Annotated in this window: 17 protein-coding genes and 1 pseudogene; 6 read left to right on the top strand and 12 right to left on the bottom strand. The window is 38.3% G+C overall.

Annotated elements, in window-relative coordinates; translation table 11 throughout:
- Positions 1-89: 89 nt before the first annotated feature.
- A complete protein-coding gene (locus BW139_RS13455) occupies positions 90-452 on the bottom strand; it encodes a hypothetical protein (RefSeq protein ID WP_254844971.1) in 363 nt (120 codons plus the stop codon).
- 324 nt (positions 453-776) lie between these two features.
- Positions 777-992: a helix-turn-helix domain-containing protein gene (locus tag BW139_RS13450; RefSeq protein WP_076920003.1), complete on the bottom strand. Its 216-nt coding sequence runs from the start codon at positions 990-992 to the stop codon at positions 777-779.
- 107 nt (positions 993-1,099) lie between these two features.
- On the opposite strand from BW139_RS13450, the gene BW139_RS13445 reads away from it, so the two are divergent.
- The 3 genes from BW139_RS13445 (at position 1,100) to BW139_RS13435 (ending at position 3,559) form a co-directional block, all read left to right on the top strand.
- Positions 1,100-1,618 carry a hypothetical protein gene (locus BW139_RS13445; RefSeq protein WP_076920002.1) on the top strand — a complete coding sequence of 173 codons (519 nt, stop codon included), beginning with the start codon at positions 1,100-1,102 and terminating at the stop codon, positions 1,616-1,618.
- Positions 1,615-3,039 carry a DEAD/DEAH box helicase gene (locus BW139_RS13440; protein ID WP_076920001.1) on the top strand — a complete coding sequence of 475 codons (1,425 nt, stop codon included), beginning with the start codon at positions 1,615-1,617 and terminating at the stop codon, positions 3,037-3,039. The genes BW139_RS13445 and BW139_RS13440 overlap by 4 nt, the downstream gene beginning before the upstream one ends.
- Positions 3,040-3,103: 64 nt before the next feature.
- A complete protein-coding gene (locus BW139_RS13435) occupies positions 3,104-3,559 on the top strand; it encodes an antitoxin Xre/MbcA/ParS toxin-binding domain-containing protein (protein ID WP_175611413.1) in 456 nt (151 codons plus the stop codon).
- Positions 3,560-4,211: 652 nt separating this feature from the next.
- Here the strand turns inward: BW139_RS13435 and BW139_RS13430 are convergent.
- The 5 genes from BW139_RS13430 to hrpB form a co-directional block, all read right to left on the bottom strand.
- Positions 4,212-4,610, bottom strand: a complete 399-nt coding sequence (locus tag BW139_RS13430; RefSeq protein WP_076920000.1) for a hypothetical protein — start codon at positions 4,608-4,610, stop codon at positions 4,212-4,214.
- A 29-nt stretch (positions 4,611-4,639) separates the two neighbouring features.
- Positions 4,640-6,727, bottom strand: a complete 2,088-nt coding sequence (locus tag BW139_RS13425) for a hypothetical protein (RefSeq protein ID WP_139336337.1) — start codon at positions 6,725-6,727, stop codon at positions 4,640-4,642.
- Position 6,728: 1 nt separating this feature from the next.
- Positions 6,729-8,657, bottom strand: coding sequence for a hypothetical protein (locus BW139_RS18260; protein ID WP_083708675.1), 1,929 nt, complete (start codon positions 8,655-8,657; stop codon positions 6,729-6,731).
- Entirely contained in the window at positions 8,650-10,104 is a 1,455-nt protein-coding gene (locus BW139_RS13415) for a site-specific integrase (RefSeq protein WP_076919999.1), read from the bottom strand. The genes BW139_RS18260 and BW139_RS13415 overlap by 8 nt, the downstream gene beginning before the upstream one ends.
- A gap of 184 nt (positions 10,105-10,288) precedes the next feature.
- Positions 10,289-12,664, bottom strand: a complete 2,376-nt coding sequence (gene hrpB, locus BW139_RS13410) for an ATP-dependent helicase HrpB (protein WP_076919998.1) — start codon at positions 12,662-12,664, stop codon at positions 10,289-10,291.
- Between the two features lie 568 nt (positions 12,665-13,232).
- Between hrpB and BW139_RS13405 the strand changes: the two genes are divergently transcribed.
- Both BW139_RS13405 and BW139_RS13400 read left to right on the top strand, forming a co-directional pair.
- Positions 13,233-14,750 carry a DUF3360 family protein gene (locus BW139_RS13405; protein WP_008464416.1) on the top strand — a complete coding sequence of 506 codons (1,518 nt, stop codon included), beginning with the start codon at positions 13,233-13,235 and terminating at the stop codon, positions 14,748-14,750.
- 312 nt (positions 14,751-15,062) lie between these two features.
- Entirely contained in the window at positions 15,063-15,260 is a 198-nt protein-coding gene (locus BW139_RS13400) for a CsbD family protein (RefSeq protein ID WP_008111942.1), read from the top strand.
- Between the two features lie 110 nt (positions 15,261-15,370).
- On the opposite strand, the gene BW139_RS13395 is transcribed toward BW139_RS13400, so the two are convergent.
- Entirely contained in the window at positions 15,371-15,901 is a 531-nt protein-coding gene (locus BW139_RS13395; RefSeq protein ID WP_008465259.1) for an ankyrin repeat domain-containing protein, read from the bottom strand.
- Positions 15,902-16,526: 625 nt separating this feature from the next.
- Between BW139_RS13395 and BW139_RS13390 the strand changes: the two genes are divergently transcribed.
- The gene (locus BW139_RS13390; protein WP_008465255.1) at positions 16,527-17,282 is read left to right on the top strand and encodes an ABC transporter substrate-binding protein; all 756 of its coding nucleotides are present in this window, start codon (positions 16,527-16,529) and stop codon (positions 17,280-17,282) included.
- A 129-nt stretch (positions 17,283-17,411) separates the two neighbouring features.
- Here the strand turns inward: BW139_RS13390 and BW139_RS13385 are convergent, their stop codons facing one another.
- The 4 genes and pseudogenes from BW139_RS13385 to metH form a co-directional block, all read right to left on the bottom strand.
- On the bottom strand, positions 17,412-17,903 hold the full coding sequence (locus BW139_RS13385; RefSeq protein ID WP_008465505.1) for a LuxR C-terminal-related transcriptional regulator: 492 nt from the start codon (positions 17,901-17,903) through the stop codon (positions 17,412-17,414).
- Between the two features lie 60 nt (positions 17,904-17,963).
- On the bottom strand, positions 17,964-19,697 hold the full coding sequence (locus tag BW139_RS13380) for a DUF5666 domain-containing protein (protein ID WP_008465503.1): 1,734 nt from the start codon (positions 19,695-19,697) through the stop codon (positions 17,964-17,966).
- A 267-nt stretch (positions 19,698-19,964) separates the two neighbouring features.
- Positions 19,965-20,659, bottom strand: a pseudogene (locus BW139_RS13375) (aspartate/glutamate racemase family protein).
- A 573-nt stretch (positions 20,660-21,232) separates the two neighbouring features.
- Positions 21,233-23,863: a methionine synthase gene (gene metH, locus BW139_RS13365; protein WP_033104064.1), complete on the bottom strand. Its 2,631-nt coding sequence runs from the start codon at positions 23,861-23,863 to the stop codon at positions 21,233-21,235.

The raw sequence follows: 23,863 nt of genomic DNA, 5'->3' as shown, positions 1-23,863 counted from the left end.
CTTATTATCTTCAATTGGGTATATTTCACCAGCTCAATATGAAACAGACTACTATGATAATTTAAACGAGTCAGGTAAAGTGGCCTGACTTAAACAAACTGGTCTCCGATGAACTCGGGGCGATTCACAGATATATTTGCGCAACTTTTTTTAAAGATTGCTAAATAGTTCTGATACTCAATCAATATAATAAATGCGTATACCCTATCTTCGAGAGCTTCATTAATAAAATATACAGGTCTAACAGAGGGAAATACTTTAACTGAGCACTTGTATTCCAATTCTGACTCTTCAACTCTCTTATCAGATCTAAAAAGGTCAACAACAAACTGAGTACCAGTATCCATATTTTCCACAGCAGCACCGAGAATATCATTTATGATTGAATCATCAATGGAGTTTTTAGGCACATAGAATTGAGCATTTTTTGTAAGTTCTAATCTTTCAGGCACGCTTGACACCTCCTTGTAGTGCTAACAGTTTTATCAGAGTACACTTTCCCTATTTTTACGCGAAAATGTCCTTATTTATGAGCTTCTATTATTAGCAAATAGTGTAACTTATCGCCAGCTATAAATATTATGCTTACTGTAGGTTCTTTATCCATGTGAAAAAGGGAAAGCTTTCATTACTTAGCTAATGACTGGTTTTCGCTGTCAGTTTAAATACTCAAAGCTACCTATCCTCTTTTAATTTCCAAACGGCATTTCTCAAGCTAGTTGTCGCCTAAGGTTTCAAACTTTATTGTTCGCATACATCAAATTTTTATCAAAAATTCACGAAATATCAAACAAATCATTAACAGAAACATTTAGTGCTATCGATAATTTCAGAACTTCAATATCTGTCACCCTCCTAACATTAGCCTCAACTTTAGCTAAAGTACTCCTGCTAATTTGCCAATCAATAAGGTTACACTTTGCTACAAGTTGTTCTTGTGTCCATCCAAGCTTCTCCCTAATTACTTTCACGTTCTTACCAATAATATTCATGTTCCAACCTGCTCCGCTAGCGGAGCTTGATTGTCACAGATAAAAGGCCTAGAATTGCTCCGCTAGCGGAGCAGTCGGTTTTTGGTTAACGTAGTTTGGAATTTCTTTTGAAAATAGACAATTTGGTAGTTCAAATAATTAAAGCTCCCAACTTTAATAACTTTACAACAAGTGATGTCAGATCAGCTTATATCGCTATCAGTAAAGATCCTTTTTTAGACCCTGTAATAATTCGTCGGAAGTTGTATGCTGAGCTTCTAAAGCTTGTCAAGAAAGGGTGGTTGAGGAAACAATTATCTAATAAGAGAAAAGGCACCCGCTTTATTAAAACTGAGCTGTTTGATGTTCAAAAGCTAATCGTGTATGCCACTGATAATTATCAACAGATAAAACTCTGCGACGAAATAAAAAAATCATTAACAACAAAGTTAAACCATTATAAAGCCGAATTATTGTTAAACCTCGGAGAGACGGAAGCTTACAAGGAGCTCTACGACGAATTCCCAGAATTAGTCACTGAAATACAAAGTAAGTACAACCAAGCTAGAGATAATAACACTAAAATTTTAGGAAAAATTAAAGCCATAGAAAGCTTAATTAACCAAGAGAAACAGCAAAACACATGAAGTTAAGAGTTTGGCAATCTGAATGTATAAATCTAGCACTCAATAAATACTTAGGTGGGAAAAAACATTTTTTAGCTTTGGCTACTCCTGGTGCGGGTAAAACCGTTATGGCCTCTGAATTAGCAAACAAAATGTTAAGCGATGGCCATATTGATTTGGTTATATGTTTTTCTCCTGCATCTATCGTCGCAAATGATTTTTGTGAGAGCCTACAAACAATAACCAAAGAACGCTTTGATGGACTATTGGGTGCTAAAGGAAGCTCACTAACTTATCAAAGCTTGCTGTACTTAGATAAGACATTTTGGCAATTATTTTCTCGATTTCGTGTATTTGTTATTTTTGATGAAATTCATCATTGTGCAGGCTCAAATATCGAAAATGCTAACGCTTGGGGTGAACAAATAATACGAAACATCAAAGACAAAGCTACTTATACATTGGCGTTAACCGGAACACCTTGGCGATCTGACACTGCGCCAATTACTCTTTCAAATTATTTATACCCTAGCAATAAGATTTCGTGTGATTATGTCTACGGTCTTGCAGAGGCCATTCAAGACGATGTTTGCCGAATTCCTAAAATAGTAGCAATTGATAATAGCAATATTTCGATTGTTGGAGATGAAGAAACAAAAAGATTTAATAGTTTCAAAAGCTTACTCTCTGAGTCTGCGGTGTCTTACCAAAGCGTCATAGAAAATGAGGAGGTTATTAAATATATACTTTTGTCTGCACAAAAAAAGTTAAGCTATATTCGCTCATCTTCTCCAAGTGCTGCAGGTTTAATTGTCGCCAGTTCAGTTGAACACGCAAATAATATTGCAAACCTACTTAAATCATACCTTAATGAAGAGTGTAGTGTTGTTACCTATCGAGAAAGTGAACCTACTGAAATTATTCAACGATTCAGACATAGTTCCAGCAAATGGATTGTTTCGGTAGGTATGATTAGCGAAGGTACAAACATACCGAGGTTACAAGTATGCTGTCATTTAACTAATATCAAAACAGAAATGCATTTCAGACAAATATTAGGTCGAATCCTTAGAGTTACCTCTTCAAAAAATCAAAATGCTGTTTTGTATATGCCTGCACAACCGAAGCTCTTAGAATATGCTTACCGTGTTAAACAAGACGTCCCTTTTGAGGCTGATGTTGTTAAATTTGATAAGATGAAATCACCCATCATGAATGATGTAACAGCGATTACTTTAAACAAAGTTTCTTTAGGTGATAAAAAAACTAAACATTTAATCCACATAACAGATTTTGAGGCTGACAATGACATATCTAGCAATTCAAATATTAAAGAGCAAAATGAATCACACTTTTTAACTAAATCTTACGAACAGGTAGTTAATATATTTGGACGCTTCAAACAAGAGACTTTAGCTCTAGGTTTTAGCGAATTAAAGTAACTATTTAACTTAGTACCGCCGACGCAAAAGTCTATGTATTATTTAATAATTGATGGTATTTACTATGAATAAGTGCAATTTGAAGAAGGCTGATTCCTATATCGATTTCATAAAAATAGTGACAGGCGGAAAAATAACCTATAGCTCTAATCCGTTGGATGAAATGGAAATTATTAGCTCTGGCATAATGTTTAATGACGCAATACTATTTAGACAAAGCTTGCACTGGAACGTTACTTTACTTGCAGAAGCAACAGGGATTAGTGTTAAGGCAATAGAGCGCCATCAAAAGAGTAATAAACCTTTTAATCTATCGACAAGTCAGAGCATGTTGGAGCTAGCAAAACTATCATTATTTGGTGTTTCTTATTTTTATAACGTAAATAGATGGAATTATTGGTTAAGCACACCACATATCCAATTTGATGGCCATAAACCTTTTTCTGTTATAAATACTATACGTGGACGTGAGCTAATTAAACGGACTATTCGTGGACTTGAACAGGGTTTTTCAGCATAAAGCTAGAAGAAGTTCAATTATGAGGTTTTATTGATAGTAATTTGATATTAATAAAAATTACTTCTGACCTACTATATGCTCTCTTTCGATATTCCTATTATGAATGAGTGTGATTATCATAAGTGTAGTAGCTCCCCTCTGACCTTACAGTTTTTGAAGAATCTGTTTATATTTATCTGACAAATGGTTATGAGCAATAACCTGACTTTGAATAAGTTTGTTGTTTCACCCAATAGATTAGGTCTAATGGACTAATAATATTAGTATATCTTAGCTTCGGCAAACTTCTTGCTAAAATTGGAATGATTTTCTACGCCAACAAAAACTGCTTGCTAAAGACCCAAATGGAGTTTTAGCATACACCAACTTTATAAGTTTTGGTCTAACGATTTCATGATATTTATGCAGCTAACAATCCACCTTTTAAATTTAAGCTTAATCGCTAACTCTAATTTTTTTTCTTCTGATGATAACGCTAAAAGGGCCGCTAAAACGGCAAAATATGTTAAGAAACCTGAGACATCCATTTAAATACCAAGCACAATCTAATATTATCTGATAGCCACTTTACAGTAATGACAATTCACAAACCATCCATCAGATTATTTTTATACTGGTCTTGAAAGATTAATATTAGTGGTTTAAACCCAAACTAGACGTTGAGGCGGGCGACGTTAGATTGCTTATACAAGTCTTCTTCAAGCTCTCGAATTTTAGCAACCAATTTTAGCTCTCTTGCTAAAGAATCCTCTAGTCGTTTTTTTGTAAGTTTTAACTCAGTTTCTATCCTACTAATTCTTTGAACTGAGCGCCTTTTAGTCTCTGCTTTGGACAGTGTTGTTGAGGTGTTTTTATGTTGATAAGCCAAAATTGCACTGATAAGGCCGGTGTGTTGTTTACGACTTTTCTTCAGATAACCTGCGTCATGTCCAGCTTCAATGGATACTCTCGCAGGAGTAATTAACTCTGGAGCAAGACCTATACAACCATCCTTTGTACCTTTTCCTACCTTAAGTCGCTCAAATGCTTCATAACAATCTTTTAAAGCCATGGTATTACTCCTTGCTTAATTAACTTTATCTAAGATTTGATCAAACTTTTCTTATTATTTTTATATCTGACCAATTCATCTAATTCTTCCTTAGTGGCTAAGTACTCAACCGAGTCTGGATGATAGGACGATAGTTCTTTTGTTGTTGAGATTATCAATTTATCAACGTTTTCAAACTTAATAACCGCGCATGAACTAGTTAAACAATCAGCAAACTCTCCTAAAATTGAACATTCACAAATATCATCGTTAGTGCATCCTCCTAGCAATGTTTTTCTGTAATTAAACTCACCATTATTTACCTTTTTTACTGTTTCACTCTTCAATTCTTCAACAAGTACCTCACCAGTGTTAAGCCTGCTTCTTTGTCTTTCTAAGTAACCACCTGTTTTTCCGTGTAGCTCAGTATCTTCATTCATGAGATCGTTCAAAATGGCTTCTGCAGTTTCCAATGACATTCCTACTTGCACTTCTAAAGCAATATGGTTTAAGGGCAAAACATACTTCTTAGTTTTTACATCGTAATGACCAAAAATTGTTTTCACATTCTCAAAATTGCGACTGTAATACCTACTCATTTCCTGACTGAGGTGTTTAAATTGTTTTGCAAGCGTTGGCAACGACACAAAACCGCTATTCAGCGCATAAAAAGCCAGAGATCTTCTCGATTGATGTGAAGTAAGGGGCCATGGCATACCTATGCTAAATTTCTTTTCTTTCGCAAAGCTTCGGTCAGGGTCACTAGCCTGCAAGACTTCGAAATCGTCTTCTGTTATTAGAAATTCAGGATTTGAAAGGAAAGTATAGTGGCGAGGTTTAAAAGAGATAACCTCAGACCTATCAGTATCAAAATGATTTTTCATAAAAATTTTAACCGTACTAATAAGTAAAGGGTAACTATCAGGCGTCCCGCCCACTATATCAGAATAAGCCCTAACAATAGTTTGAAGCGATGAAACAGCATTTACTACAGAGTTGTGCGCTAGCCAAGACTCTTCTTTGCGATACCCTGTGAACTTAGTTGTCGTAGAGAGTACATGGATAAGTTCGGATGCAGCTAAAGATTCTCCATTTTCACCTAGCTTTTCAGCTTGCAAAACCTCTTCGTGAACACACTGATACGGCAACCTGTTAACTTCATCATTTCTCATGCCAGTATATAAATGGATGAGAAACTTCATTTTATACTGGATAACCCCTATCAGCATTACAAGTGAAGCCCGGCTTCTGATTTCAACATCAAAATGTTTAAACACATCTTTCATTTTATACCTTGCCACCGCCTCAGGAAACGTGGCACGACAAGTAAAATCTTTTACATTATTTAGTTTAGCCTGCTTTTTCTGCTCTTTTCTATTTATACCGTAGTGGGGATCTTTAAATTCACGTATAAACCGACCTAATCTTTCAATATTTTTATGAATATACTGTCTTTCATCTGTTAAATGATTAATAAGTTCAAGATAGATTCTAGTCGGAATAATAGGATGCTGCTTATGCGGTATTGTTTCGTGTAAGCCTTTATCATAAACAACATCAAAACCAATATTTTCCTCACCGATTGTTTTCAACTGCATTAGTAATGCATGCAAACGCTGCTTATTTTTCTTCGTCAACGTTTTTGCATAATGCGCAAGATAGCTCTTGTTTGATAATATGTCCTGAACGCTGATCTTCCCCAGCATCCTATTTTTTTGTAATTTCACTACGAATTCAACTATTGAGAACAACTCACTCGCATAACTTTTCAACGTAGTTACTGAAAGTGGACCTGCTTTACCATTTTTAGCCAAAAACATTAGAAGAACATATATCTTTTTCACCTCTATAAGCGTGCTTTTATCAAACTTATCATCACCACTAACAGCTAGTTTTCCCCAAAAAATTGAACACGTCCCTTTGGTCGATAGTCTGTAGGGCGTAAAGTCCCATGTTAGCCCAGAAAAAATGGCAGTTACTGCACCTTTTGCATTGCGACATAACACAAAGTCGTTAGGAATAGTGACCCCATTATCAAAACTAAGCTCATCTGGATTACAGTCTTGTGTAAATAAAGTGTTTTCATCCGAGAGCAAGGATAAAAATTGTGGGTTTGTATAGTTTTTTGTTTTTTTCATGTTATTCAATAGCCCCATCAGCACTGTCAATGAAAATTAAGCCTAATTGTTCATATCGCTGTAAACGGCTTTCCCAATATGGTGTTAACTCTCCACGATGATAAACAAGCTCAATACACTCTTTGACATTTTTTCCCCCCTGCTCAGATTTTATGTTGATCTGATGTAGAATGCTCCTAACCCTAACAGACAGCTTTTCAAAAAGCTCTTTTGCCTTTTCTCTTTCGAGGCTAGCTCTTAAAACACCATCAACAATGTACTGCAAGCTAACAAGCTTATGGGAATCTTCTTTATCATCAGCATGACAGATATAATGAGAGCAAAATAAACACCCATATTGGGTTCTACAATTAGGTTTAATTGGTGGATGAGGGATAGCTACTTCGGGTTGCAAATACTTTCCACAATGCCCCGACGCAGTTTTTTTATCCGTGTTGCTACCAGTTGAAACGTGCATTGCAGCTTCATTAGCAGCGTCCCAAAATAATGATAACTCGGAATGTGACTTTTCAGGTGACACTTCCATATAAGTTTTTTCATTAGTCGATTGGGAATGCCCGAGTACATTTGCAACTGTATCTTTCTCAATATCAGGGTGTTCGTGTAGGAACAGACTTTTTGATTTACGTACTTCTCTTGCAGTAATAGGTTTAAAGTGGCTAGGCATAAAAACACCAATCATTTTTTCACGCTGAAATTTCCTAAGGGCAGTCTCAGATATAACAGTTGGTTCCCACGATTTTACCTTCATCCCAAAAAAAAGAGTTTTTACCTTTTTACCTCTCAAAAGCCACTCACGTAGTTTTAGGTATCGTTTAAAAATGCTCACAGCGCCTGATGCAATTTCATATTGAACAACTTTACCTGCAGCTCTAAATTTAATGATCCGATACCCTTTATTAGTTAAAGACTTATTTATTTCCATCTTACCGTCAAATTCTATCTGAGCTATTTCATCAGGATAAGCTCCTGACAACATAATAAAAAGTACTTGATATGCTTGCATTGCGGTACAAGCAAAAGCTCGTCGAGGCTTACACCTTGGATTAGAGTTTGCTTCGTTGAACCTTTTAACACTTCGAGCGTAATCACTCTTGATACTTGACTTATTTTGAGTTGAGGAGAGTTTATACTTCTCATCTAACGTACTTAATCGGCCTTCAAGATGGTTGTATATATTAGATGGTCGGTGTGTGTAAGGTGTAACCCGATGACTTGCATACGGGAATAAGTAAGTGATGTAATTTGGCATTTTCAAACGACATGGAAATTCTGACTTTTCAATTAAAAATTCAGTTAAACATAACGCTATACTTTTATAAGTATTAAAGGCTGTTTGAAGGTCTTGTATCTCCCGAGGCTGAGTTTTGCTTGCTTTGCCACTAAATTTTACAATGTTATTTACTATATGTGACTGTGCTGGCTTACCGTAGTGAATAAAAATAAGAAATGATAATGCGATTTGCTTTAATTCAGCATCACGTGGAGTAAAGTCAATATCAACAGACCGTACTTTATGATTCAACTCAAGGGAAATAGCATTGTAAGCTTGCTTAGTGCTTTCAAAGTCTCGTAAGAAACTGGCCTTATAACCATAGTCTTCCAATACAGCCAGTCCAGCTCGAGTCTTTTGTATAACAGTGCGAATACTAGAATCCCTGAACCCTCTTGTAACTACATACTCAATAAGATTTCTGATAAAATCAATTCTGTGTTTTGAGAGACTAGATTCATCAACAAGAAACGGCATATCTTTGTGTGCAGCGGATGAAGTGCAAAATCTATAATTTAAATAGGCTATATGGCCTAGATCAAGAGGGTGTTTTTTACCCGATAGTGAAAGTCTTAACTTTTCAGGATGTAGATACTCATTTTCGAACAGCTCCGTTTTCGTAACAATAATAGTGTCTCTTACGACATAACTATTCATTGTAAGCATCCATCTCTAAATCATATAAGCCAAAAACTTGCTGTTCATAAATAGATTGTGCGGCAACTCTAGAATCAACAACCATGTCAAATAGTCGAAGGTAAGACTCTGTCACTTCACGACTGGCGTGGTGTAAGCGCTTTTGAACCATAGATATAATATCTCCATTCGTTAGAACCCCTTTAGCAGCAAGAGGTTGTAATCTTTGGTAGTAATAATATGCATAGGTTGCTCTTAGCCAATGGAATGTATAGTTTCTTGGATAGTTAGAACCAGCAAACTTTTTCCACTTTAATTTCATATAATAAGTATTTCGTCCTTGCGGTTTGCTTTTAGTTATTTTATAGCGAGGATCTGACTTTGCCATATAGTGTGGTTCACCTTGAGGTGATAAGAACAAATACATATCATCATCACTCAGAATACTGCCATTCTTAGCAATAAATTTATCTCGTCGTTGTTTAGCTTTTGTAGATTTTGAGTAGGTGAGGAGTTGATTCGCTAATTGTTCTGGGAAATAGAGCACCTGTGGCTTATCAAATTTAGTATCTATACTCGTTCCAGGTCCTGCATGTACTTTGAAAGTTCTATCTTTTAAAACACTCTCTTCTTTAAACAGATTTAAATGCTTCATTCTTATTGTTAAAATTGTTTGCTTTCTAGCTCCTGTTTGCAGGGCAATGAAATGCATTAACCGTTCATCCACAGAAAACTCTTTTGTATTTAGAAGTAATAGTAACTCATTTAGTTCAGGCTTCAAAAGTGGTCGTAAGTCTTCACTAGATTCACGAACATAGCCTATAGGTATAGGGCTTGCAGAGTTACTTACAGCCAAACTCTGTCCTCTCTTTACTATTTTTTTTGAATAACTATGCCCATATGAATTTTGGAAGAACCTTGTGACAGACTCAACAGTGTCAACTTTTCGTAAATCAATATTCGAGTTTGGCTTAGAGGATATAAATTCATAAAAATCATAGACAACTTTTGTCTTTTTATTTAGAGATGTTCGAGCTAACTCGCCATCATTAACCTTTTTCAACAAATCGAAGAAATAAATATAGGTCGGGCGTTTAGGTTTTCTTCCAATAAACTTCAGTAAGTCAATTTTTCGCTGCTCACAGAAAACTTTATAATCCAATAACATACTAGCTTTCTCTTTCAGCGCAGTATCAGTTCTGTAACCTGGTTTGTTATTTCGAGCGGATTCGAATAAGAAATGGTTTGCATCTTCCCAAGGTGTGCCATCTTTTTCAAAAGTAAATGGAAACAAATACACATCATGGTTTTCATTAAAGGCGACACAAGGTGTTGCAAAGTACTTGGTAACACCATCATGACACAATACAACGGAGGAAGATTTATCTACTGGATTTGTGCTTATTTCTGCATATGAGTCTCTGATATGAGTAATCACAGTAACCCTATCGAATTTGCTAAGTTCCATTTATGTAGCCTTACTATTATTGTTATTCTCAAAAGGAAGTTAGCGACTGACTCAGAAACCCACAACGGGTAAATAAAACTATCTCCGCTCAACAACTGGAGCTGCTTTCTAAAGAAGCACTCTTTTTAATGTACTATTTATGTGTCAACCTTATGTTTTAACACACAAGGCGTCAATATCGATCTTAGCACACAAGTTTGGGGTAGCGCCCTTTCATCTCTTTTTGTACCTCGCGGTAACTACTGTTCCAAAAATGTGCTAAGTCTTGAGTCAACTGCAGTGAACGCTTACCTGGCGATAACAACTCCATTAGCAATGCTAATTTACCGTTAGCTAACATAGGCGTACTGGTTAAACCATATACTTCTTGCATGCGCACACTAAGCTTGGCGGGGCCATCAAGTTGGTAATCAATCTTTATATTAGAACCACTTGGTACTGTTAGTCTCAGTGGGAGTAAAGATTTAAGCTCGCTTTGCTGTTGCCAATTGAAGCAGTTTTGTAGTGCCTCAAAGTAATTAAACTTTTTAAGCTGCTCAAGGGTTTTAATATCTTCAAGGTATACCCCTAACCAATCACCTGCTGAGTCAATTAGCTGCTGCTGATTAATAACAGGAAACTGCTCTGGCATCAATTTACTAGCTAGGCACATTCTAATAAGTAGTTGCTCACTTTCTTTTTGCTCGTTAAACAACGAAAAACCCTGCTTGGCAAACAAACTAAACCATGCCTTGGCCCGCTCTGCTTTATTAAGCTTATGTTTGCTCGGTTGGCTGCTAAGGATAATTTCCCCAAGTTTCACTTCATCTTGATGAATAAACCGAGCGGCTTTTTCATCAAACTCGCAGCGGGTAAGCTCAGTAAATAAATGCGGTAAATATTCTTTGAGCATCAATGGACTAAGCGAGGTGGCCGCAAAAATACGTCCGCCTTTATGGCCGCCCATACTGGCAATAGCTATGTATTCGTCATTATGCCAGTAGTCAGGGTTTAGCTCAGCTCCTGCGCCATTTGCTAATAAGTAGCCATTGCCGCGTTTTTTAGCAATCCGATCTGGATAGCCAAGCGATACTAATAAGCTTAAATGTTCAGTGTTTAAATCTGTGCGGCTATCGGTAAATTTTAAGCGTTTTAACCAATAATTTAATTGTTGCTTAAACACAGGATGCGGACGCTGCTGTTGACTATGCAGTGCTAGGTTGAGCTCATTGGCAGTGCTAACTCGGCTTTCTAGTAAGGCCACCAAATAAATAGCTAAGCGATAAATCCCATTTAATCGTGGCTCTAACATTTGCGCTTTTAATAACATATGCGCTAAGCGAATATCGGCACCAAAGCCCAACATTTTACTACCCAGCGTGGTGAGCTTACCGTTACTATCTATGGCTTCAAGCATAGATAATAAATTGGTAGCTTGGCTGCATTGTTGCTCACTTGGCGGGTCAAGTAAGGTGAGTTCACTAATGCTTGCGCCCCATTGCTTCGCCTCAAGCATCAGTTGGCTAATATCTGAGGTAAGAATATCAGGGTTATCGTGGCTGTTTCGTCTCTCAAAAGTTTGTTTTGAACCTAACCGATACACAACCCCTGGTTCTATTCGTCCTGCACGCCCTGCGCGCTGTACTGCCGATGAACGCGATATACTTTGCGTGGTAAGCTCAGTTACACCGGTTTTTAAATTAAAGCTGGCTGCACGGCGCTTGCCGCTATCAACAACAATTCTAATACCTTCAATGGTTAAGCTGGTTTCGGCAACATTGGTCGTTAATACTACTTTTCTCATCCCTTGAGGCGCTGGTGCAATTGCTGCTTGTTGATTGGCTTTATCTTGTTCGCCAAATAATGTGGCAACAATACAATCACTGGGCAAGTCGCTCAGCGCTTGCTGCACGCGCAGTATTTCAAGCTGGCCGGGTAAAAATACCAGCGCACTGCCTGTTTGCTCATTGAGTGCTTGTTTTATTATTGGTGGAATAGCATCAAGCCAGCGGCTTTCATCTTTTATTGGGCAATATACTTCGTCAATAGGGTAACTTCGCCCGTTTGACTGGATCACTGGGCAATTAAAAAACTCAGTGTAGCGATCGCTATCAAGGGTGGCCGACATCAGCATAATAGTTAAATCTTCACGCAATGCTGCTTGCGACTCTAAAGCAAAAGCCAGTGCGGTATCGGCGGCAATAGAGCGCTCATGAAACTCATCAAAAATAAGTAAATCAACATCACTAAGATCAGGGTCGTTTTGTAACATGCGCGTAAGCATGCCTTCGGTAACTATTTCAAGGCGAGTGTGTGTGCTGACTTTGCTTTCACCTCGCACCCGTAAACCGACACTTTGCCCCAGCGTTTCGTTTTGGCAGTGCGCTAAATAATTGGCAATATTTCTCGCCGCCAAGCGCCGCGGCTCTAACATGACGATGCGCTTATAATGTCCATCGCGCATAAGCTGTAATGGCAACCATGTTGATTTACCAGCACCAGGCGGCGCTTGCAGTAAGGTGATTGGGTTGGCTTTTAAAGCATCAATGAGTGAAGTATATATTTCTTGAACCGGCAGCACGCTATTTACCCTAAATTACTTTGCCGCCATTGTAGCAAAAAATATCGTTTTATTATTAAAAAGCAAGTGGCGTTTTAAGTGATTTAAATGCCCTTAAATTAGCTCACGATTGCATTTCGTTTCAAATACCTAGTAGGTATAAAGCTGTAAACCGAAGCTAAAGCTAAGTAAAAACTCTTTTTAATTGTTACGTTTTGTGCAACTTTGCGGCTAATTGTATTTATAATAAGCAAATAGCGGCTAACGTCACCTTTATTAGACTAAAGAATGATTGCTGCTGAATCTGCTGATTTTATGACCTTTCTGCTATTTTACATGGCAAGATCACACTGTAAAAACAAAAACATAAACCACTGAATTTAAAGATCTTTTAAATTTAACAAGCCAGTTACAACACATCCCTTTGCTATTTTTGTTAACACTTACAAAGCGTTAAACTGGGCTATGCACGACCTTTTGCCTAATTACAATCTGTAGCAAGCTGTTTTACCCTGCGCACTCAACGTTCATTTGCTTTGTAAAAGCTGTATTTTTATTTTGAGTTAGCAACTAAGTTGCAGGAGAAGTCATGACCACCAAGCCGCTAGATGATAATTCATCTGATGCTATACCAGGAGCGGATACTCAAACCGTGTCCGATAGCTATGAAAATCTTCATAAACCCAGCTCTGAGTTTGAAAGCCGCGACGCTTATCTAGAGCACGAACTGCAAATTATGCAGCCAAAACGCTGGCGTCCAAATTTACCGTTTAGAGATTATCGCTTTGAATTTGAAGACACCATTCCAGCGATGGCCGCAACTATAGGTAAAGTTGTGATGGTTGCAGCCATTGCTGCCACTTTTGCAGGCCCTTTGGGGTTGAGTGATGGCTTTGTACTTGAAAACGTACGCTACGAACTTTTAATTGTTTCGTTATTTATTTTACTATTTTCTGGCTTTATTTTACCGACCGCTAACTTAGCGGGTACTCATGGCCCACTCATTCCATTAATTCCTATTGTGGTTGCCGCAGGCGGACACCCTATGGCCTTTGGCTTGCTCATAGGTGCCTTTGGATTGATATTAGCATTCAGTAAAGGCGGCAGTCTCATGGCCAAGCTCACCAGTAAAGGGGTATGTGGTGGCTTGCTTCTCTATTTAGGCTTTGTGGGTACCATTTCTCAGGTTAAAAAACTATTTGCATGGGCTGAAGAAATTCAAATGACCCATATTGCCTTTATCGTAATCTTAGCCACAATTTTACTTTATGCTTTATTGGAGCATTACAAAAAACGCTGGTTAGCCGTGCCACTGAGCTGTTTAATTGGTGGTTTTACTGCTTTTGCATTGGGCGCACCGTTTGAGTTTCATACTGCACCGGGCTTACCAAACATGAACCCTATGTACTGGTGGGGCGAAAACACCGGCTGGATGCTTGGCTTACCCACAGCAGAAAGCTTTGTGGTTGTACTTCCTTTTGCAGTTTTAGCGGTTGCTATGTGGTCGCCTGACTTTTTAGGCCATCAAGTATTTCAAAAAATTAGTTACCCAGAGCGTACTGAAAAAGTACAAATGAATATCGACGATACCATGCTTAGCGCATCAACAAGACAAACCTTTGGCTCGCTATTAGGCGGTGCTAACTTTGCGTCATCTTGGGGCACTTACATTGTTCCTGCTGCTATTGCAAAACGCCCTATTCCTGCAGGCGCAATTTTAACTGCGTTATTTTGTATTATCGCGGGTGTTTGGGGTTACCCAATGGACTTAGCTATTTGGCAGCCAGTATTATGTGTTGCCTTAATTGTAGGGGTGTTTATTCCACTACTTGAAGCGGGTATGGAAATGACCCGTGAAGGTAAAACCACCCAATCAGCCGCCATTGTGGTGTTTGCATCAAGCCTAGTAAACCCTGCATTTGGTTGGTCACTAACTATGCTACTTGATAACTTGGGCCTTATTGGCTGTAAAGAAAGAAGTGCTGATTTATCGCGAATGAGTCGCTGGGTCATCCCACTTATAATGTTTGTATTATTAACCGGTGTAATGGCACTGGTAGGCATGCTGCCAGGCATTCCTGCGCTAATGCCTAGCTTTAGACATTAATTCCTTTATTAAACAGCAAAGCGAGCTTTAATAGCTCGCTTTTTTTATACTTATAAAAACCAGCACAGTGTCCCTGCAATAATCCCCCCTGAAGTGACAGTCCCTGAAATAATTACAAGCCACCCTGCAGAATTTTTATAAAGCTCGCCACCAGCTAAAAACCTTTACGCACCAAAAAAGCATAAGCAGTTGATATATTAAGCGTTTCACTTTCTGGTATAGCCTTTGCAACTTTATAAGTGAACGTTAAAAATCATTTTATTAGTAACGCTTTTAAAATGAAAAATCATCACTCTTAATAAGGAGCTAATTATGAATAGCGATCGTATCGAAGGAAACTGGAAAGAACTTAAAGGTAAAGCGCAACAAAAATGGGGCGATCTTACCAACGATGATTTAGATAAAATTGAAGGTAGCCGTACCGAGCTTGTTGGTAAAATTCAGCAAAAATACGGTAAATCCAAAGATGAAGCCGAGCGCGAAGTAAATGACTTTGAGAAAGGTCATTAATATAAAGCGTGTTAACAGCTTTACTTGCTAATAAAAAACCGCCAATTGGCGGTTTTTTTGTTGGTAAATAATAAAATCACTAGATTTAACATATTCGGTAATTCTTTGAATTAACCTGCCTGTTTATTATTTGAAATCGACGCCAAAAGTTCAGATATCAGCTGCCTATCTATCTGAGCATTTTTTTCACTCAGTTTATGAATAAACTCTAAAGGTGTAAGCCCATGTGATTTTTCTTTAATGGTAATACTCGCGCCTTTATCCATTAAAAGTTGCACTAAACCAAAGTCATTAAGCAAAATAGCCGAGTGTAGAGGTGATAAACCATCTATGTGACTTAACGTATTTACTTTGATTCCTTTAGAAATAAAGTATTCGATATAAGCATCGCGCTTATCTATATCTTTAATTTCAAATAAAAATGCTAGACCAGCGCCTGATTCAAGTGATTCGATATCACCCTTATCTGCTCTATAATTAAGTAAATAATATTCACAAACGTCACTTGGTATATAGCGAGTATTATCATCAGTGCTGCAAATAGTAACATCTTCAATATCACTATTAATAAGCGAATACAAAGCAACTGAAGAATATCCAACAGATAACAATAGGAACAAAAAAATAGTAAGCTTTTTCATTTCTACTCCCAGATTACTTTACTATCAGCATCGCTATATATTTAAAAATTTAATACTCTCCCTATTCTCACATTAGTAAAAGGCTTGCCTTTTACCTCAGAGCACAAGTGCACTTTGTAAGCACCAATATGATTACCAAACTTTTTAAGTGTTGTTAAAAATGACATAAACAAGAAGCCTTAAAAATAGGCCGTGAACATTTTTTGGAGGGTTGCTACATGATTCCCTATCAAGCTTAAATATTCACATGCCTTTGTAAATAGGCCTCACATGATAAACAAGCCTATATAAAATACAATAATTAAAACTTTAGATGTATAGGTAAATCGAAAGAGAAGCTGAGCGCGAAGTAAATGACTTTGAGAAAGGACATTAATATAAAGCGAATTAACAGCTTTACTTGCTAATAAAAACTGCAAGCTGGCGGGTTTTTTTATGCCTTAAACTTTAATTGAGCTTTGAAGTGCTCAGTATTTTTTCATGATTGGAGCTAACTTATATTTGTATTTAATTTGATAAATCCAAACTATTTCCTAAACTCAAAATTAATCTCATACAAATAAGTTATCGTTTATTAAATTGTTTCTACAAAATTTACTAAGATAAAACCTCAAAGGTAATAAATATGAAAAGCATGAGCATCCCAGCGTTAATAATTAGCTTAATATTATCAGCTAATGTAATGGCTAAAACTGTCAGTATTCGGGCTGATAGCTGGTATCCAATGAATGGAGAACCTGACTCTGAAAAAGAAGGCTTTATGATTGATTTTGCCCGCGAGGTTTTCTCTGCTGCTGGGTATGATGTTGATTACAAAATCATGCCTTGGGAACGTGCCATTGTATCCACCCGAGAAGGTAGCTCTGATTGCGTTGTTGGTGCTTATACTGAAGATGCGCCTGACTTTAATTTCCCTGCTGAACAATGGGGAAAAGATATAACAGGTTACTTTATATTGAATTCCTCTTCATGGGTTTTCAATAACCTAGACTCTCTACTAACAGAAAAAGTTGGCGTAATTGAAGGTTATGCTTATGGCGAAGATTTAGATAAATTAATCGCATCAAGAAAGGATATTTTTAAATCAATTCCAGGGAATGACGCGCTAGAGAAAAACTTTAAAAAGTTAGCCGCAAATCGGATCGATGTCGTTATAGAATCAGTTTCCGTCGGAAAAGCTAAAATTAAGGATATGAACTTAGAAAGTAAAGTGAAGCTTGGAGGCCAAAATCCTTCCTCTGATTCAATTTACATAGCATGTTCACCGAATACCAAAGGTAAAGCGCTAACACAGATAGTAGATGAAGGCACAAAAGCAATGAGAGAATCAGGCAAGTTATCTCAAATAATGGAAAAGTATGGTTTAAGCGATTGGAAATAAAAAAGTTAAATAGGTGATTAACAATAAGCCTAGCATTGGGTAGTTGCTTTATTAATTTTTAAAATGGGTAAGGAGAGTGTTCAGAATTCTGAGCGCCCTCCCTCTGTCAAACTTAGCCCTTTTTATACCCTACAACAACATTTCAAAAAACAAGGCTGCTAGCTCATGCCTTCCTGTTACATCCGCTTTTTTATAAATAGCCGAAGATTGATTACTGATGGTTTTTTCAGATTTATCTCTAATGTTGGCAATCTCTGAAGTTGATAATCCTTTTACTAAAAATAGAGCAACTTCTTTTTCAGCTGCCGTTAGCCCCCACTTTTGAAACTGCTCTTCAATTTTACTAAAAAATGCAACTTTTGAGTCCTCTAGTTGCTGGTTAAGCAGCCTAATATTTTCTTTTGACGCTTTTAACTGCGCCAAATTGAGTTTTTCATTCGTAGTACGCTTATGGATATCAATCATTAAATAAACGAACAAAGCTAACGATACAACAATTAGCATTATTTCTTGAAAAATATGCTTAGGTTCTACATTGCTTGAAATATCGATTGATAAATCAATTAATTTAAAAATAATGATTAGAATCAATGTAAATGAAATCAACTTGTCTTTATGCATTTTCACCTAGCCATAAAAAAAGCCACAACAGCGTGGCCTTAATTATTGTTATACGTTCACTTACTTTAGTTCAGCTTCATCAGCAAGGATATATTTATTTTCAACCCATTGGCCTTCAACTTCAATTGCGGCCCCCACGGTTAAGGCACTCATAAACGTTGCTAAATTAACATCTTGGTCATTCACTTCAAGCTCTGCATTTTCAGATAATTGCACTTCATAGCCGTTTAACATAAAGCTATTTGCTGTTAAAAGTTCAGTAACCGTACCTTCTAATTCAACATAGCCAACTTTGTTATCATCACCGCCATTATCGTCATCTCCAGCGTCCCCACCGTCGTCGTCTCCATCGTCGCTTTTATTCTCAAGCTCAACTTTACCAAGCACAAATACGTTATTGATATCATATAGGCCTTCAACATCAACTCTATCGCCAACGACAAGCTGCTCTATAAACGTTGTTAGAGAAACCAATACATCATTTATGATATATTTTGCATTGGCATCTAACACAATTTCAGCTCCATTAACCGTTATTGTATTGTTTGAAATTGCAGTGATCTGCCCCTTCATTTCCCATTCTTGCTGGTATTCGTCTTGGTCTTCTTTTTCGATTTTTAACACACTTAATAACGGTGACGTTTGTAGATAAGCAATCTCAACATAATCATTAATATTTAAGGTGTCGAAACTAAAGTATTGCTCGTCGTCATCTTCAAAACGACTAAATTCGTTGAATACGTATAACACGCCATTAACGGTAATCGTTTTGTTATCACGGTCTATGCTTTCAATAACGCCTTTTACTTTGCCGTCTGATGAGTAAGATGATTGTTTTGATTCAACTTTAATGATCTGACTATTATCAATATAAAGCTCAACAAACATCCCCACCGTTAAGTTATTGAGTGCAACACCTTCAACCTCAACATTATTTGCATAGTCAAATACTTGGCCGTTAACCCCTATAGAGGTCGCACTAATTTGAGTAATTAGTCCCTCTATTTCATAGCGTAATACGCTATCGTCATCAACATCGAGCGACTCTTTAACCGTTCTCGCATCAACCTCATTGGCAACCATCACGCCATCAACTAAATTACCTTCAACTTTTACATAGCTGTTATTTGCCAATACCCCATCAATTTCAGCTAGCCGATAATCAATCACCACATCATTAATAGTAAATTGTAATGCGGTCTCATCTAAATTAGATACGATCCCAGCAGTATATTCATAATCGTCGTTGTCTGTATCGGTGTCTAATTCAATGTATGACGCTAAAAAAGTACCATCCGCTTGCGGATAGCCGCTTATTTCAACTCGCTGCCCGACACTTATTAGCGCTTCTGAGGTATCAATAAAATGCGTTAAATCGTTATAAAATATAACGGTATTCGCAATCGTTATTTGGCTATTATTTCGGTCAATACTCTGAATTACCCCCTCCACCTCAGTATCGTATTCAACGTCTTGAGCAACCCATTCACCAGAGTCATTTTCTTGCGCTGAAAAGCTAATTTTCATGCCCACACTCAGTGCGTTTAATTGAGTGTTTAGGCCATTTTTTTTAATATTGCTGGTGTCGGTATTATATTTAATGCCATCAACATAAATACTCCCAAATCCGGTGATCATACCTTGCGTTACAACAAGCTTAGGAGAAATTGAAACGGGAGGGGTTATCGGGTTAACAACAATAGAGTCTGGCTGCTCACTTTGATTAGAGCCACCGCAAGCGGTCAATATGGTCAATGCGCTTAAAGTGAATATATGTTTATTCATTTTTTTCATACTAATAATCCTAGGGGTTAAGGTTAATTGGATATACTTCAAAAGATTATTGACCTATTTATAGCGTTGGTAAATAGGTGATTTTACCTAGCTTAGTCAACTTGCTGTTTTTACTAAAATTAACAATTTATATAATTGAACTATTAATTTAAACCTTGGTGCATATCAATTTATATGCAAAACAGTGGCTGCGTTTAAAACTATTTATTAAAACGCCATACACAAAAAAACCGCCAATTGGCGGTTTTAAGTTAGGCTTAATACAATTTATTTAGCGAGAGCCAATTTCACTGCCGCCTCTGCGTGTAGTTTGGTGGTATCGTAAAGCGGAACCTGCGTATGTTGTGGCTTTACCAACAAGGCTATTTCAGTACAGCCTAAAATAACGGCCTGCGCGCCTTGTGCAAATAAGCGCTCTATAATGCGTATATAATCAGCTCGCGAATCTTCATCAATAACCCCTTGGCATAACTGCGAATAAATAACCTCGTGCACTCGCTTTCGCTCAATAGGCTCAGGTATTAATACCTCAATGTTATGCTTATCGATTAAACGCTCTTTGTAAAAGTTTTGCTCCATTGTAAATTGCGTTCCCAACAACCCTACTCGCGTAATGTTATCGTGCTTTAGTTGCTCGGCGGTGGCATCGGCAATATGCAAAATAGGAATGGTAATATTACTGGCAATCTCATCGGCCACTTTATGCATAGTGTTGGTACAAATAAGTAAAAAGTCAGCACCACCAGCCTCTACCGATTTAGCTGCCTTGGTAAGTAACTTAGCTGTTTGTTGCCAATCGCCCTGATGCTGTAGCGCTTCAATTTCCGCAAAATCGACGCTCACCATACAATTTTAGCACTATGCAGTCCACCCAACGAGTTTTTAACGCCTTCGTTTAAAGCTTTGTAATAGCTGGCTGTTGACTCCCAACTCATGCCTCCGAGCATGCCAATCGTTTTCATAAAATTGCCTTGTTTAAAAGTGGTTAAGAGCAAGCCAATTGCTACACAGCTATGCGACAAAACAATAAGCTAAAATACCTGTAAAGTCTTATATAGCGAGCCCTCTGACTCATTATGCTTAATTCTGTCTTACTGTTTTGCTAACTATCAGATGTTGACTTAACAACGAATTTTTCGAATACACAATTTAGTGGGAAATAAATTACCAAATAAATAGCTAGGAAAAGTAAAAACTCCATATAAAAAGGTAGATCTTTTAGGTTTATTATTGAATCAGTTAAATAGCGGCTAACAAACGATGTAATGAATGCAGATAAAAATATAATGACTAAGTTTGAAGTTTTTTTATTCATGTAAATCCTTTTAAAAAAGCTAATAGCTTAACATTACCCATTATCTTAGTTAGTGCCCCCTAAAACGGGAATTTATATATTGATTAATAATTCCACTAAATAAACTCTTTGTAAACAACCTAGTTCTTAAAATAAAAAACGAGCCTACCTTGGCTCGTTTTTGTTTTAACTGATAGCTGACCGCTAAAAACTGACCGCTTCGCTATTTAACCACTTCGCTTTACTCCGGCTCATACCCCAAGTTAGGCGATAACCATCTTTCGGCTTCTGCGAGCGTCATATTTGTTCGCTTAGCGTAGTCTTCAACCTGATCCTTCTGTATTGCAGCAACGGCGTAGTATTTCGCTTGTGGGTGTGAAAAGTACCAGCCCGACACCGCAGCACCTGGCCACATGGCGTATGAGCTGGTGAGCTGCATGCCAATGCGTTTTTCGGTATCGAGTAACTGCCAAATTTTCTTTTTCTCGGTGTGCTCTGGGCACGCTGGGTAACCAGGCGCTGGGCGAATACCTTGGTAGTTTTCGCGAATGAGTTCATCGTTAGGCAGGTTTTCATCCGGTGCATATCCCCAATACTCTTTACGCACTTGTTCGTGCAGGTATTCGGCAAAGGCTTCGGCGAGCCTGTCGGCAACAGCTTTTACCATTATTTTATTATAGTCATCTTGCTGTGCGTCGAACGCATTGGCTAGGTCGTCTTCTTCTAAGCCACCTGTTACCGCAAACGCACCAAAGTAATCAGGCGTGCCTTTTGGCGCAATGTAATCGGCTAAACAGTAATTAGCAAAGTCGGTTTTTTCGGTTTGCTGGCGCAAATGACATGAGGTAGTTAATAGCTCTTTGCGCGTTTCGTCGGTGTAAATTTCTATATCATCGCCCACACGGTTAGCTGGGAATAAACCAATAACACCTAATGGCTGTAAACTGCCTGACTTTTCAAGTTCATCGAGCATGTCGTTGGCGTCTTTAAACAAGCTTTGTGCTTGTTCGCCCACTACTTCGTCGGTCATTATGCGCGGATATTTACCGGCGATTGACCAGGTCATAAAGTACGGCGTCCAGTCTATGTATTTGCGTAAAGTCGCGATTGATACATTTTTAAACTCAGTCACGCCCAGCTTTTTAGGCACGGGTGGCGTGTAGTTATCCCAATCAAGCTGTGCTGCATTATCACGGGCGCGCTGTATGGTAACCGGTTTTGAGCGCGGCTTTTTGCGTGCTTGTTGTTCGCGTACTTTGTCGTATTCGGCGGTGGTTTTAGCTAAAAACTCTGCTTTATGCTCTTTTGATAATAAATTAGACACCACACCCACGGCGCGGCTGGCGTTATTTACATACACCACGCCTTTGTCGTACTGCGGCTCTATTTTAACTGCGGTATGCGCTTTTGAGGTGGTTGCCCCGCCAATCATTAGCGGCAGCTCAAAGCCACGACGCTTCATTTCTTTGGCAACATGTACCATTTCATCAAGCGATGGGGTAATTAAGCCCGAAAGGCCTATAATATCGGCTTTTTCGTCAATTGCTGTTTGCAGTATTTTTTCGGCAGGTACCATTACGCCTAAGTCGATTACTTCGTAGTTATTACATTGTAGTACTACGCCTACAATGTTTTTACCTATGTCGTGCACGTCGCCTTTTACGGTGGCCATAACAATTTTACCGTTGGTCGCGCCCTCTTCTTTTTCGGCTTCAATGAATGGGTCAAGGTAGGCGACCGCGCGTTTCATTACACGGGCCGACTTAACCACTTGGGGTAAAAACATTTTACCCGCGCCAAATAAATCCCCAACCACGTTCATGCCGTCCATGAGTGGCCCTTCAATGACGTGAATAGGTTTATCTGCGCCAGCACGGCACTCTTCTGTGTCTTCATCTATAAAAGTGGTAATGCCTTTAACTAGAGCGTGTTCTAGGCGTTTTTCAACAGGCCATGTTCGCCACTCTAAATCTTCTACGCGTTCAGCTTGTGCCATGCCCGAATATTTAGGCGCAAGCTCTACTAAACGCTCACCGGCACCTGGGTCGGTGTTAAGTATTACATCAGTAACTGCTTTACGAAGTTCCTCGGGGATGTCGTCGTAAACCGCAAGCTGCCCTGCGTTTACTATGCCCATATCCATACCCGCTTTTATCGCATGGTATAAAAATACCGAGTGAATCGCTTCACGTACTGGGTTATTACCTCTAAACGAGAACGATACGTTTGACACCCCACCCGAGACTTTACAGTGCGGTAAATTTTGCTTAATACGGCGGGTGCCTTCAATAAATTCTACGGCGTAGTTGTCGTGCTCTTCTATACCGGTGGCAACGGCAAATATGTTGGGGTCGAATATAATGTCTTCTGGCGGGAAGCCAATTTCGTCGACCAAAATACGGTAGCTGCGCTCACAAATTTCAAACTTACGATCGGCGGTATCGGCTTGACCTTCGGTATCAAACGCCATCACAACAGCGGCGGCGCCAAAGCGTTTTATAATTTTAGCTTGGCGAATAAACGGCTCTTCACCCTCTTTAAGTGAAATGGAGTTAACAATGGCCTTGCCTTGAATACACTTTAAGCCTGCTTCTATAACTTCCCACTTTGAGGAGTCGACCATTATAGGTACTTTAGAAATATCAGGCTCTGAGGCAATTAAGTTTAAAAACTTCACCATGGCCGCTTTTGAGTCCAGCATGGCTTCGTCCATGTTGATATCAATAACCTGTGCGCCATTTTCTACTTGTTCGCGGGCCACATTAAGGGCGGTCTCGTAGTCTTCTTCCATGATCAAACGTTTAAACATGGCCGAGCCAGTTACGTTAGTACGCTCGCCGACATTGGTAAATACTGCAATTTGTTGGGTCAT

Origin of the sequence: Pseudoalteromonas sp. SK18 (genome assembly GCF_001974855.1) — a bacterium.
In the GTDB taxonomy this organism is placed as follows: Bacteria; Pseudomonadota; Gammaproteobacteria; order Enterobacterales; family Alteromonadaceae; genus Pseudoalteromonas.
This window is presented reverse-complemented; position numbering and strand designations above follow the sequence as displayed.